The sequence below is a fragment of the Devosia subaequoris genome (assembly GCF_014197055.1).
Classification (GTDB): Bacteria; Pseudomonadota; Alphaproteobacteria; order Rhizobiales; family Devosiaceae; genus Devosia; species Devosia subaequoris.
On sequence record NZ_JACIEW010000001.1, the window covers coordinates 289,793 to 302,482 of the forward strand.

General features: G+C 59.9%; 10 protein-coding genes. 4 read left to right on the forward strand and 6 right to left on the reverse strand.

Annotation, left to right across the window (positions count from 1 at the left end):
* Positions 1-7: 7 nt before the first annotated feature.
* The 3 genes from GGR20_RS01405 to GGR20_RS01415 form a co-directional block, all read right to left on the reverse strand.
* Positions 8-484, reverse strand: a complete 477-nt coding sequence (locus GGR20_RS01405; protein ID WP_183309449.1) for a cupin domain-containing protein — start codon at positions 482-484, stop codon at positions 8-10.
* The gene (gene sufB / locus GGR20_RS01410; protein ID WP_183309450.1) at positions 481-2,010 is read right to left on the reverse strand and encodes a Fe-S cluster assembly protein SufB; all 1,530 of its coding nucleotides are present in this window, start codon (positions 2,008-2,010) and stop codon (positions 481-483) included. Before sufB ends, GGR20_RS01405 begins: the two co-directional genes overlap by 4 nt.
* 65 nt (positions 2,011-2,075) lie before the next feature.
* Complete coding sequence (locus GGR20_RS01415) at positions 2,076-3,221, reverse strand: cysteine desulfurase family protein (RefSeq protein WP_183309451.1); 1,146 nt, start codon at positions 3,219-3,221, stop codon at positions 2,076-2,078.
* A 288-nt stretch (positions 3,222-3,509) separates the two neighbouring features.
* Here GGR20_RS01415 and GGR20_RS01420 point away from each other — a divergent pair, with 288 nt between their 5' ends.
* Together GGR20_RS01420 and tyrS are read left to right on the forward strand one after the other, a co-directional pair.
* Positions 3,510-4,172, forward strand: coding sequence for an alpha/beta hydrolase (locus GGR20_RS01420; protein WP_183309452.1), 663 nt, complete (start codon positions 3,510-3,512; stop codon positions 4,170-4,172).
* A 130-nt stretch (positions 4,173-4,302) separates the two neighbouring features.
* The gene (gene tyrS, locus GGR20_RS01425; RefSeq protein WP_183309453.1) at positions 4,303-5,547 is read left to right on the forward strand and encodes a tyrosine--tRNA ligase; all 1,245 of its coding nucleotides are present in this window, start codon (positions 4,303-4,305) and stop codon (positions 5,545-5,547) included.
* 48 nt (positions 5,548-5,595) lie between these two features.
* Here tyrS and GGR20_RS01430 read toward each other — a convergent pair whose 3' ends face one another.
* Entirely contained in the window at positions 5,596-8,985 is a 3,390-nt protein-coding gene (locus GGR20_RS01430) for an AsmA-like C-terminal domain-containing protein (RefSeq protein WP_183309454.1), read from the reverse strand.
* 242 nt (positions 8,986-9,227) lie between these two features.
* Between GGR20_RS01430 and GGR20_RS01435 the strand changes: the two genes are divergently transcribed.
* Both GGR20_RS01435 and GGR20_RS19055 read left to right on the forward strand, forming a co-directional pair.
* Complete coding sequence (locus tag GGR20_RS01435; protein WP_183309455.1) at positions 9,228-9,713, forward strand: peroxiredoxin; 486 nt, start codon at positions 9,228-9,230, stop codon at positions 9,711-9,713.
* A gap of 117 nt (positions 9,714-9,830) precedes the next feature.
* Complete coding sequence (locus tag GGR20_RS19055) at positions 9,831-10,919, forward strand: peptidoglycan DD-metalloendopeptidase family protein (RefSeq protein WP_183309456.1); 1,089 nt, start codon at positions 9,831-9,833, stop codon at positions 10,917-10,919.
* Positions 10,920-10,966: 47 nt separating this feature from the next.
* On the opposite strand, the gene prfB is transcribed toward GGR20_RS19055, so the two are convergent.
* Positions 10,967-12,092, reverse strand: a protein-coding gene (prfB, locus tag GGR20_RS01445; RefSeq protein WP_183309457.1) for a peptide chain release factor 2 whose coding sequence is annotated in 2 segments (ribosomal slippage) — positions 10,967-12,022 and positions 12,024-12,092 — 1,125 coding nt in all. Because the reading frame shifts where the segments join, the coding sequence is not laid out codon by codon here.
* Positions 12,093-12,142: 50 nt separating this feature from the next.
* Positions 12,143-12,655, reverse strand: a complete 513-nt coding sequence (locus GGR20_RS01450) for a peptide deformylase (RefSeq protein ID WP_183309458.1) — start codon at positions 12,653-12,655, stop codon at positions 12,143-12,145.
* Positions 12,656-12,690: the final 35 nt, after the last annotated feature.

Here is a 12,690-nt window from a genome sequence, read left to right on the forward strand (position 1 = left end):
TTTCGGTTTATGCCTGGCCCTTGCCGGGCGCGTTCAATTCGATGCTGTCATAACCGCCAGCCTTGCGGTGGTGCACGCGCACGACGCCGTGCTCGGGCAACTCGACCACATTGGTGTCGGTCTGGTTGGCGACGCAGATATATTTCAGCGGCCCAGGTCCGGTATTGGTGAGCTGATGCGCCAGTTCCGCGCGACCCGCGGGTGCGCCGAGAACATCACCAACTGTCACTTTATCGGCGGCTTCGCCAAAGCGATAAGTCCCCTCACCCTCCAGGATGACGATGATCTCGTCTTCCAGATAGTGCACGTGGAACGGAAACGCCGACTCTCCCGGCTGCACCTCGAAATAGCTGGCACCCAGCATGGTCAGGCCCATTGCACGCGAGAAATTGGCGCCATGGGCCCCAATTCCCGGGCCACGATCATGCCTGTTGAGCGGCAGGTCGGCCAATGCAATGACAGGTTCGATGGTCTTCTCGGTCATCCGACGCTGCCTTCCAGGCTGATTGCGATCAGCTTCTGAGTTTCAACCATGAATTCCATGGGCAGGTGCTGCAGCACGTCACGCACGAAGCCATTGACGATCAGAGCCACGGCATCCTCTTCGGAAAGCCCGCGCTGCATGCAGTAGAACATCTGGTCGTCCGAAATCTTGGAGGTGGTCGCCTCGTGCTCGAAGACAGCCGTTCCGTTGCGGCTCTCAATGTATGGCACGGTGTGGGCGCCACACTTGTCACCGATCAGCAGCGAGTCACACTGGGTAAAGTTGCGAGCATTCTTGGCCTTGGCGTGAGCCGAGACCTGGCCGCGATAGGTGTTGTCGGAGAAGCCGGCAGCGATACCCTTGGAGATGATGCGGCTGGACGTGTTCTTGCCCAGATGCAGCATCTTGGTGCCGCTATCGACCTGCTGATAGCCATTGGAAATGGCGATCGAGTAGAATTCGCCGCGCGAACCATCGCCGCGCAGGATGCAGCTCGGGTACTTCCAGGTGATGGCCGATCCAGTTTCTACCTGGGTCCAGGAAATGTGCGAGTTCTTGCCGCGACAGTCGCCACGCTTGGTGACGAAATTGTAGATGCCGCCCTTGCCGTCCTTGTCGCCGGGATACCAGTTCTGGACCGTCGAGTACTTGATTTCGGCATTGTCCAGGGCAACCAGTTCCACCACGGCGGCGTGCAACTGGTGCTCGTCGCGCATCGGGGCGGTGCAACCCTCAAGATAGGACACGTAGCTGTCGTCATCGGCGATGATCAGCGTGCGCTCGAATTGGCCGGTCTTCTTCTCGTTGATGCGGAAGTAGGTCGAAAGCTCCATCGGGCACCGGACGCCCTTGGGGATATAGACGAAGGACCCATCGGTGAAGACGGCGCAATTGAGCGTGGCGTAGTAGTTGTCGGAGACCGGCACCACCGAGCCCAGATACTGCTTGACCAGATCAGGGTACTCACGAATGGCGTCGGAGATCGAGCAGAAGATGATGCCCTGCTTGGCCAGTTCCTCGCGGAAGGTGGTGACCACGGAAACCGAGTCAAAGACCGCATCAACTGCGACATTGGCGCCAAAGGGCGTACCGACGGATTCAGCGGCGCCCTCGACACCAGCCAGAATGGCCTGCTCCTTAAGCGGGATGCCCAGCTTTTCGTAGGTACGAAGTAGCTCAGGATCAACTTCATCCAGGCTCTTGGGGCCTTTGAACGACTTCGGCGCCGCGTAATAGCTGATCGCCTGGAAGTCGATCTTTGGGTAGTGGACCTTTGCCCAGTTGGGCTCTTCCATGGTCTGCCAGCGACGGAACGCCTCGAGACGCCATTCCAGCATCCATTCGGGTTCGTCCTTCTTGGCCGAGATGAAGCGGATCGTGTCTTCCGTCAGCCCTGCGGGGGCAACGTCGGACTCGATGTCTGTTTCGAAGCCGTATTTGTACTTGTCGACGTCGAGGGCCAGCACCTGCTCGACCGTCTCCCGGTCGATTTCTTCCTTGAGCGTCGGAATATCGTAATCCGCCATGCGGCTTCTCCTTTATGTCCCTCGGCGGTTCAAGGCCACCGTGAACGAATAGTCTGATGTGGCGGCTAAGCCGCTTCCCCTGCCCGCTTCCGGCGGGAGTGGACTGTTTCAAATCCGGCAAGGAACGCCTCTGCGTCCGCCAAGGTCGAGTTCCAGCCGAAGCTGACGCGCAGCGCGCAATTGGCGAGTTCCCTGGGCACACCCATGGCCGCCAGTACATGGCTGGCGCCCACTTTGCCCGACGAACAAGCCGAGCCGGATGAAACAGACAGCCCCATCAGGTCCAGCGCCATCATTGCGGTCGCATTGCCCAGGCCCTGCACCGCGAAATTAGTAACATTGCCGATACGGTTTACGCCCTGACCAAAGATGACCAGGTCCGGCACCATTTTCTGCAAACCAGTCTCCACATGCCGCACAAGGCCGGACAGCATTTCTGCATGGTAGTCGGTGGCCGCTGCAGCCGCGCCAAAAGCTGCAATAAGCGCCGCCGATTCCGTGCCGCCACGGCGGCCCTGTTCCTGACCACCGCCGGGAATGAGCCGCACCATATCGGCGTGTGATTTTACCAGCAGTGCACCAATGCCAGCGGGTGCGCCAATCTTGTGGCCGCTCACCGCCATCATGTCGGGAGCCGAGGAGGCAAATTCCAGAGGAAGCTTGCCAAAAGCCTGTACGGCATCGATGAAAAGCGTGTGACGCGTGGGGCCAACAAGCGCACTTATCCGCTCAATAGGCTGAATGACGCCAGTTTCGTTGTTCACCCAGTGCAAGGCGACCAGAAGGGTCACCCCTTCATCGTCTGCCTTTTGCAAAGTGGCCGTCAGTTGATCGAGATCAATGCGGCCATGGCTATCCAATGTGATGGTCCACACCGGCAGGCCCGAAGCTTCTGCAGCCTTGCCGACAGCAGCGTGCTCCCCAGCACTCAGAGCGACGGCGCCTGCCGAAAACGCCCTGGCGCCACCCAGGATCGCCTGGGTGATGGCTTCGGTGGCGGAACCGGTGAACACAACCTGCTTGGGTTCGGCTCCAGCCAATTCGGCCACCTGATGCCGCCCTGTTTCTACCAGGTTGCGTAGGGCGCGGCCGTGGGCATGAACTGAAGAGGGATTGCCGACCAGATCAAGCGCAGCAAGCATGGCTTCTCGCGCTTCGGGACGAAGCGGAGAGGATGCATTGTGATCGAGATATGTGGCCGCTCTCGTCATTGCGCTTTCCGGACGCATGCGCGCCCCATATAGCTTCCATGCCTGTAGCGGGACGCTTCCCGCGTCCACGCAATCAAACACTTCTTGAAATTTTACGCCCAACATCATTACAAGGGGCGCTCCAATGGGCCGTATCGCGGCCCAAAACCGAGTTTCGAATAATTCTAAACTGGTGTTTCGGACCCATGTTTTAGGGAGCAGTCCGCGCTTAGTCAAGCCGCGAACCGCTTTCCGCCAGAGGGCCCGGAGACCCAAACGGACAGAGCCAGAAAAGGCCGGAACAAACTTATGCCAGAAGTGATCTTCAACGGCCCGGAAGGGCGCCTGGAAGGCCGGTACCAGCCGGGTAAGGAACCGAACGCTCCCGTGGCGATCGTGCTGCACCCTCATCCGCAATTTGGCGGGACGATGAACAACCAGATCGTCTATAATCTCTTCTACATGTTTGCCGAGCGCGGCTTTTCGGTTCTGCGCTTCAATTCGCGCGGGGTCGGCCGCAGCCAGGGCGTTTTCGATCACGGTGTCGGCGAATTGTCAGACGCTGCGGCAGCGCTGGACTGGCTGCAGATCATCAACCGTGAATCGCGCGGCTGCTGGATTGCCGGCTTTTCCTTCGGCGCCTGGATCGGCATGCAACTGCTGATGCGCCGCCCGGAAGTGGAAGGCTTCATCTCGGTTTCGCCGCCGGAAAACCTCTACGATTTCTCGTTCCTGGCCCCCTGCCCGTCTTCGGGCCTGATCATCCATGGCGACAAGGACCGCGTGGCGCCGCCCACGTCGGTGCAGAAGCTGGTGGACAAGCTCAAGACGCAGAAGGGCATCACCATCGAGCAGCAGATCGTGGATGGGGCGAACCACTTCTACGAAGGCAAGGTCGACGAGCTGACCACCCGCTGCGCCGAATATCTCGACCGTCGCCGTCAGGAGATCGCGGACGGCGGCGGGCGCTAACTAGAGCGCAATTGAGACGGTCATTCGGAGGAACCTCATCCTGAGCGCGTCGAAGGATGAGGTTCCGAATGTACCGACCTCGTGGTTCGACAGCTCACCATGAGGTCTCACAAGGCTTCAGTGATTCAAAATGACCCAATTCAAGTCAGACTTCCTGCGCACCCTTTCCGAGCGCGGCTTTATCCACCAGACCTCCGACGATGAGGGTCTGGACAATCTGTTCGCCACCGATACCGTCACCGCCTATATCGGTTTCGACCCCACAGCCGCTTCGCTGCATGTGGGGAGCCTAATCCAGATCATGATGCTGCACTGGCTGGAAAAGACTGGCCACCGTGCTGTGGCCCTGATGGGTGGCGGCACCGGCATGGTGGGCGACCCGTCCTTCAAGGACGAAGCGCGCAAGCTGATGACGCCTGACATGATCCAGGCCAATATCGACAGCATCAAGCAGGTGTTCTCCAACTACCTGACCTTTGGCGATGGGCCAAAGGACAGCTTGATGCTGAACAACGCCGAATGGCTGATGCCGCTCAACTATCTCGAATTTCTCCGCGATGTGGGCCAGCACTTCTCGGTCAACCGCATGTTGAGCTTTGACTCGGTCAAGCAGCGGCTGGATCGCGAGCAGTCGCTGAGCTTCCTTGAGTTCAACTACATGATCCTGCAGGCCTATGACTTCGTCGAGCTGAACAAGCGCTATGGCGTGACGCTGCAGATGGGCGGTTCGGACCAGTGGGGCAATATCGTCAATGGCATTGATCTCGGGCATCGGCTGGGGACGCCGCAGCTCTATGCGCTGACCTCGCCGCTCCTCACCACGGCTTCGGGCGCCAAGATGGGCAAGTCGCTCAATGGCGCCATCTGGCTCAACGAAGACATGCTCTCGGCCTATGATTTCTGGCAGTACTGGCGCAATACAGAGGACGCGGATGTGGAGCGGTTCCTGAAGCTCTACACCACGCTGCCACTCGAGGAGATCGCTCGGGTCGTGGCTGGCGACATCAACGAGGCCAAGAAGCGGCTGGCCACCGAGGTAACTGCCATGCTGCGCGGCCGCGAGGCTGCTGAAGGTGCTGCAGAAACGGCACGTGCGACGTTCGAGACCGGTAAACTTGATCTGTCCCTGCCGACCGCTGAGATCAATCATGCCGAGCTCAATGCCGGCGTCGGCGTGCTTAATGCTCTGGTCAAGGCGGGCCTCGCAGCCTCCAATGGCGAGGCCCGGCGGCATGTTTCATCGGGCGCCGTACGGGTCAATGATTCCGTGATCGACGATGACAAGCTCATTCTGGCGGAGAATGCCTTGCTGGCCGAAGGAGTAATCAAGCTCTCCGTCGGCAAGAAGCGGCATGCACTGCTCAAGCCGGTTTAAGTCGATCAAGTAACTACTGTGAAGGAAGGCGCTCCTTGGGGCGCCTTTTTATTGTGCCGTTTCAGGGGGCAGTTCGCGGGCGCGGAACTCGAACATCTCGCGGAAAATCCCTGGCGCCAGGATCGACAGCGGATTGACCAGGAACTGGGGATCTTCAAGCGGTCCGCGCACTGCGAAGGTGACCCCAACCAGCCCTTCACCATCGCGCCCGCCGAGAAGCGGTCCCAGGATGGGCAGTTGTTGGAAGATATTGTTGAGGCCAAAGAGCGGTACATAGGTGCCGCTGAGATCGTATTGACGCTGATCGGTATAGATGAAGCCACGCATGGTGCCGCCTACGGTATCGCCAGCCAGTACCGCATCAGTCACCTCGACCCGATCACTCTTGCGGATGAAGTCGACCTCACCGGCCCGGAAATCCAGCCGATTGCTGGCCGCGATGGCCGCCCGGGAATCGGAATGGTTGCCCAGGATCTGCACGACGTTGTTTTCATCGACAATGGCGAAATTGCGCATGACCAACCGGCCCACCTCCCGATCGAGCTCGCGATCGGTTGTCATCACCAGGCTGCCAGATCCGCCGGCAAGCTGGGAGTAGATGCCAAGCAGGCGCAGCACGGTGCCGGCATCGTTGAAGGCCATGGAGAGCGTGCGCCCATTGGGTGCGGGGTTGGTCGTGATTGAAACCGCGTTACCTTCATCGAACTGTGCTGTGAGATTGACCCGGGAAAGGTTCTCGCCACGCAGCGACAGATCGAGATCCAGATTGAAGGCCGTGGTTGCGTAGTAGCCAATGGCACGATCCAGTTGCACATCCAGGACGATCGACTGGTCAAATTGGGTGGACTGCACACCGCCGCTGCCCTGCCCCAGGCTGAAGAAACGGCTCAACACTGGCTTGAGGTCGAGCTGACGACCTCGAATCCGGACGGAGTATCCCCCGTTCACCGGTGTCAGATCCACGGTCGCGCTATCACCCTCACTCAGCGCGAAATTGGAGAAGTTGGCGGCCACAAGCCCTTCGGTGGCGTGGTAGTCGAGCGAGCCGTTGAGGCGGACGCTACCGAAGGTGAGCGCGATATCTTCGAGACGGGTCAACTCCTCATCGGGCCGGATGACCGCCGTAAGCAGGCCAGGGGTACCGACCGGCTTGGAAATACCCAGATCTCGTATGGTAAGACTGGCTTCCGCCAAATCCACCGACATAGACAGGGCGCCTTCGTCCAGCGGTTGCGCCACGAAACGGACCCGTCCGCCGAGAAATTCGGATGCATCAAATCCGAATTCGGCCAGGTCAGCCACAGCGATTGTCGAGCCCAGCCGGATCACCGGGTCGGTTTCCGGCGTTCCTTCAACCGAGATTTCGGCAGCCATGCCATCGATCTCGGCTGTGCCGCCGAGCTGGTAACTGTCCTGCGAGGCGGAAAAGGATAATTGGCCATCCCCGATAAGCCGCCCCTCAATGGGCTGGGTGCTGGCAAAATCAGCTACAGTCCCATTGACGACATAGTCGATATCCAATTCGCGGCCGGTCTCTTCGTCACCCAGAGCAATCGTGGCCACGAGCCCCAGATCGACGGCGCCGGTAATGCTGGGCAGATCAACTGGCAATTCCAGCCCGCTGAGGGCATCTGGCTGCTGCTGCTCGATTAGAGCCAGCAGTGTGGGAATAGGCGCCATAAGGTCGCCGGATATCTCAACGATGCTTTCTCCCGGCACGGAATTGTCAATGACCAGGGCGGGGTTGGAGACGTCAATGGTGCCCGCCTCAGTCTCCAGGGCGCCGCCGCCGCCAGCAACCGACATATTGGCGTCGTCCAGCCGCAGGCGCGTATCACCAGAGATCAGGATCGGCGTCATTTCCGGTGTCGGCTTGATGGCGACACCCTCGCCAACAATATCGATCTGCATGCTGTCGGGCGGAATGGGCACGTCTTCGTCGCCGATGGCCAATGTTCCCACGGGGAAGTTGAACCGCATGCGCGCGCTCTTGACCTGCCCCTCGGTGACATTGGCAACGAACCAGTCCCGACTGTCGCCCGACATAACATAGGGCCAGAGGCGCTTGAGATCGTCGGCCGTCACCCCCTGTCCGGCTATGGTCATGTCTAGACCCATGCCGGCCTGCACCATATCGATCCGCCCAGCCGTTTCTACCGTAGCACCGGGCTTGGTTGCGGTCAGGCGGTCGATGCCGAGCGCGCCATATAGCGGCGCTGACCAGCCAGAGAATTCCACCAGGTCGAAGGGCGTTTCGGGCGCATCCATATCATCGGGGTGTATCAAGACGTCGCGCGCGGTCAGCGACATACCGATGGTCGGCCCATAGGCGCGGTCGAGGCCCAGGGCGAAAACGCCGGAGACGCGGGCGGATGAACGCCCAATCTGCAATGCCCCTTCGGCAAGACGAAACTGGCCGAGCTCAGGTTGCCAGGTGACATCGAGGATCGAAGTCGCCACCGGGAAATAATCATCAGCAAGGCGCAGATCGAGACCGGTCAAGTCAAGCCTGAAGCCGCCTCCCACCAGTTTCCCCTCTTCGGGGGTGAAGGTGACGTCGATTGAGATCGAGCCGGCGCCGCGCATCGCGGCGATGCTGTCGCGGTCATCGATAAATGGCACAAAGGCGGAAAAATCGAGATTGGTCAGATCGGCCTGGAGACGCCTGACACCATCCGGGTCCACCGACCTTTCGATTGTACCCACGACGGTCTGGCCACCGATACGTGCGCTGAACTCGCCGGTTACCCGTTCTTCCCCGGGTACAGGGCCGATTTCGAGCGATACCGCCTCGAATTGCCGAAACAGGCCATAGATCGGGTCCGCCATGTCGATGAGGGCATCGCGGACGACGAGCCGGGAAAAGCGCCCCTGTGCGGTCTGCTCTACGAGATCGGCAATGGCCAGTTCGCTGGCTTCCAGATTGTAGATCAGCCAGTCATTGTCCGAGCGCAGGCGTGGCGCGACGCCTTCTTCGAAGGAAATACCCTGTGAGGAGATGGCAACAGCCGGGAAACTGTCGTCACCTTCGAGAACCCGGACGATTGGCGCGTCCCCATCGGGATTCTCCTCGACCTCAAGCGTTCCTGGGCGCGGTCCGTAGAGGTCCTGGACGATCTGCACATGCGGACCAACGATGGTGATGGTGGTGCCCGGCTGTCCGAACAGGGCGCGGGCCGGGGAGAAACCGACTTCTAGGGCCTCCATCTGAATGCGGGCGCCGGACTTGCTGTCGGCGTAGAAGACCGGTGAGAACTGAATGACCGGCCACACGCCACCTTCGAGCGCGAGCGCCATGTCTCCCATCTGCAGATCGGCCGTTTCGGCCACGAAGTTCTGCACGAAACTGCGAATGGCCTGGCCAGTAAAAGGAATACGGATCGGCGTGATCAGCATGATCGCGTAGAGGATCAGCAGGATCAGGCTGGGAACCCCCAAAACCCAGACCGCTATTCGACGCGTGCGACGAAACCCGGTCGAGCGAACCGGCCTGTCTGCTGGCGGCGACTGAGAAGGCTCTGGTTCTGCTATTTGGTTCACTGCCACCACGTCAAAGATCGGCTGGGTCAACCCCTCCCACCGTAAACAGAATCATCCGCCTCGAGCGGTGCATTGATTGATGATACCGGCTGGAATGTGGCGCTGACACCCTCTATTCAAGTGGCAACACAGGATGGGCCATGACACATCTCAAATCCGGCGATCTCGTTCCGACATTTTCTCTGACCTGCGACAATGGCGAAGTGATTACACCTGCGGCGCTTAGAGGACGGCCAGCGGTTATCTTTTTCTATCCTGAAGACGACTCCGGTGGCTGCATCGACGAGAATGTCGAATTCTCCGCCTTGCAGACAGAGTTTGAAAATCGCGGCGCATCACTGATTGGTGTTTCCCCTGATGATGTCGCGAGCCACAACAAATTTCGCGCCAAGTATGATCTATTGCCCAGGCTGGGGGCGGATCCTGATCGCGCCATGATCGAGGCGTTTGGCCTGTGGCAGCTCAAAAAGCTCTATGGCCGGGAGTTCATGGGGCTGGTGCGGACCAGCTTCATCATCGATGCTGATGGGAAGATTGCCCGCGTCATTCGCGCGACCCGCATCAAGGGGCATGCAGCCAAGGTGCTGATAGCGCTCGATGAAGTCCTCGCTCCAGACCAGCGATAACAGGGCTTTCGCCTTTCTTAACCAAACGCCCCCATAATTTACTAACCATGTTCGGTGCGTTTGGAGGTAGTTGCGTTGCGTCACTCGGCCAGTTCTGCGGGCGGGAAAAGCCGGCCAGTGCGGCGTGGCGTCCACCCCGCTCTGTTCTACAGTATGTTCGTACTGCTACTCGGCGGCAATGCACTGCAGGGCACAGCCCTGCTGATGGCGCCGGACATCGCTCGGCTATTGGGTGGCCAGAACGAGCAAATTGTTACAGCCTATGAAGACCGGCTGGCGCAGATGCGCGTCGAGATAGACCGCCTTCAGTCGCGCAATTATGCCCAGGCGGGCGATATCAATTTGCAGCTCCAGGAATTATCGGCGCAGCAAGAGGCTTTGCTGGAGCAACACCAGCTTGTCCGGGCGCTGGTGACCAAGGCCGACGAGCTCGGTCTGGCGGCTCTGGGGGGTGTTGATGAACAGATTCTGTACGCGCCGACGACGGCCAATGGCAATCCAGACGTCGCGGCCACCGCGGCGACTGTGGTTCAGATGATGGATGAAACACAACAGGCGATGAGTGACATTGCCAGTGCAGCGACTGAGCGCACGGCAAGCATAGTGGGCGAGTTGTCCAAGATCGGTATCGAGGTGGACCTTCCACGGACCGCGCTGAGTGGCGTCGGTGGCCCGTTGCTGGCGGCCGAAGGCAGTTCGGACCAAACATCGCCATCGCTTGAAGACGCCAATGCGGTGATGGAGGCGTTGCTGCAGTACAAGGCAGCGCGGGACAGTCTGGCGCTGGCGCCCGTGCATATGCCGATTGTGGGGAATTTCCGCCAGAGCTCGGGCTATGGCAACCGCAAGGACCCCTTTACGGGGGGCCGCGCCTTTCATTCCGGTCTCGATTTTGCCGCGCCGACAGGAACCACTGTATTGAGTGCGGGCGAGGGCGTGGTCACCTTTGCCGGGCTGCGTTCAGGTTATGGCAAGGTGGTGGAAGTGGAACATGGAAATGGTCTGGTGACGCGCTATGCCCATTTGAGCGCCTTTCTCTCCCAAAAGGGTCAGAAGGTGCAAACCGGGACACCGATTGCCAAGGTGGGCTCGACCGGCCGCTCGACTGGCCCGCATCTGCATTTTGAAATGCACCGTGCCGATAAGAGTGTTGACCCCAAGCCCTTTCTCGATACCGGCAAGCGCATTCTGTCCATGTTGAACTAGCAGAAAAAGACCCCGAACACTGTCCGGGGTCTCTCGCCATCGAAACGTTAGTCTTCGGCTGATACGTCTGTCGCCGCGCCCACGCGCTGGGCGAGCGCTGCTTCCATGAACTCGTCCAGCCCACCATCGAGCACGACCGAGGGCTGGCCGCTTTCGACGCCTGTACGCAGATCCTTGACCATCTGGTAAGGCTGCAGGACGTACGAGCGAATCTGGTGGCCCCATCCGATGTCGGTCTTGCTGGCGGCCTGGGCGTTGGCCGCCTCTTCGCGCTTTTGCAGTTCCATCTCGTAGAGCCGGGCCTTGAGCATGTTCATGGCCGTAGCGCGGTTCTTGTGCTGGCTGCGCTCCTGCTGACACGCCACGATGATGCCGGTCGGCACGTGGGTGATGCGGATGGCCGAGTCAGTGGTGTTGACGTGCTGTCCACCAGCGCCGGAGGCGCGATAGGTATCGACCTTGAGATCGGCTTCTCGGATTTCAATGTCGATATTGTCGTCGACAACCGGGTAAACCCAGACGCTGGAGAAACTGGTGTGACGGCGAGCAGCTGAATCGTAGGGGCTGATCCGCACCAGACGATGCACCCCACTCTCGGTCTTCATCCAACCATAGGCATTGTGGCCCTTGATCATGATGGTCGCGGACTTGATGCCGGCCTCTTCACCATCGTGCATTTCGATAGTGTCGACCTTCATCTTCCGGGCCTCAGCCCAGCGCGTATACATGCGCAAGAGCATATTGGCCCAGTCCTGGCTCTCGGTACCACCGGCGCCGGAGTGGATTTCGACATAGCAATCATTGCTGTCGACTTCACCGGAGAGAAGCGTTTCGATCTGGGTACGACGCGCAGTCTGCATCAGTTCGAACAGAGCATTTTCGGCGTCGCGCACGACCTCCTCATCGCCCTCGGCCTCACCCAGTTCGATCAGCTCGGAATTGTCCCTGATGCCGGCTTCGAGTTCGCGCACCGTCTTGACGGCCACGTCCAACTCATCGCGTTCACGCATGGCGACGCGGGCCTTTTCGGGGTCATTCCAGAATTCTGGAGATTCGGTTTGCGCGGTCAGCGCGTCGAGACGGAGTTGAGCTGTATCCCAGTCAAAGATGCCTCCTCAGCAGGGTCAGAACCTGCTCGATTTCGGCGACGGTCTTTTCGATTTCCGTGCGCATTGGTCTTCCTTGTTGTGTGGCGCTCCGTTTAGCGAAACGGCACCCCCGGATCAACCCATGCGGCGCGCGAGCTTGGCATAGCGCTTGATGGCCGCTTCGCGTTTGAGGCGCGACAGCCGGTTGAGAAAGAAGACCCCGTTGACCTGATCGATCTCGTGCTGGGCGACGCGGGCGGGGAACCCGTTCAGCTCCAACTCCACCGTGGCGCCGGTTTCATCTTCAAAACCGATCCGGGCGACGCTGGGCCGCGAGATTTCGACCTCGATATCCGGCATGGACACCGATCCTTCCTTGCCGGGAACCGGATCGCCCCCGAGTTCGATGATCCATGGATTGAACAGAACGCGATAGTCCCGGCCGGGCGGCGGGACTATACTGACGACGGCGACAGGGGCTACCACGCCGATATGGACGGCGGCCAGCCCATAGGCCATGGCTTCCCGCGCGGCGTGTTGAAGCTTCTCTCCGATCTCCAGCAGCGCAGCGTCCACCGGGGCCCGCGCAGCGGCGGCCTGGAGGCGTTCGTCGGGGAACAGTATGAACGGCGCCACTTCATTGCCCATGGCTGGCATTCACCTCCGCCATCTTGCAACTCCAG

Coding starts and splice junctions, on each gene's coding strand:
- GGR20_RS01405 (WP_183309449.1), bottom strand. CDS start 484: ATGACCGAGAAGACCATCGAACCTGTCATTGCATTGGCCGACCTGCCG.
- sufB (WP_183309450.1), bottom strand. CDS start 2,010: ATGGCGGATTACGATATTCCGACGCTCAAGGAAGAAATCGACCGGGAG.
- GGR20_RS01415 (WP_183309451.1), bottom strand. CDS start 3,221: ATGACGAGAGCGGCCACATATCTCGATCACAATGCATCCTCTCCGCTT.
- GGR20_RS01420 (WP_183309452.1), top strand. CDS start 3,510: ATGCCAGAAGTGATCTTCAACGGCCCGGAAGGGCGCCTGGAAGGCCGG.
- tyrS (WP_183309453.1), top strand. CDS start 4,303: ATGACCCAATTCAAGTCAGACTTCCTGCGCACCCTTTCCGAGCGCGGC.
- GGR20_RS01435 (WP_183309455.1), top strand. CDS start 9,228: ATGACACATCTCAAATCCGGCGATCTCGTTCCGACATTTTCTCTGACC.
- GGR20_RS01450 (WP_183309458.1), bottom strand. CDS start 12,655: ATGGGCAATGAAGTGGCGCCGTTCATACTGTTCCCCGACGAACGCCTC.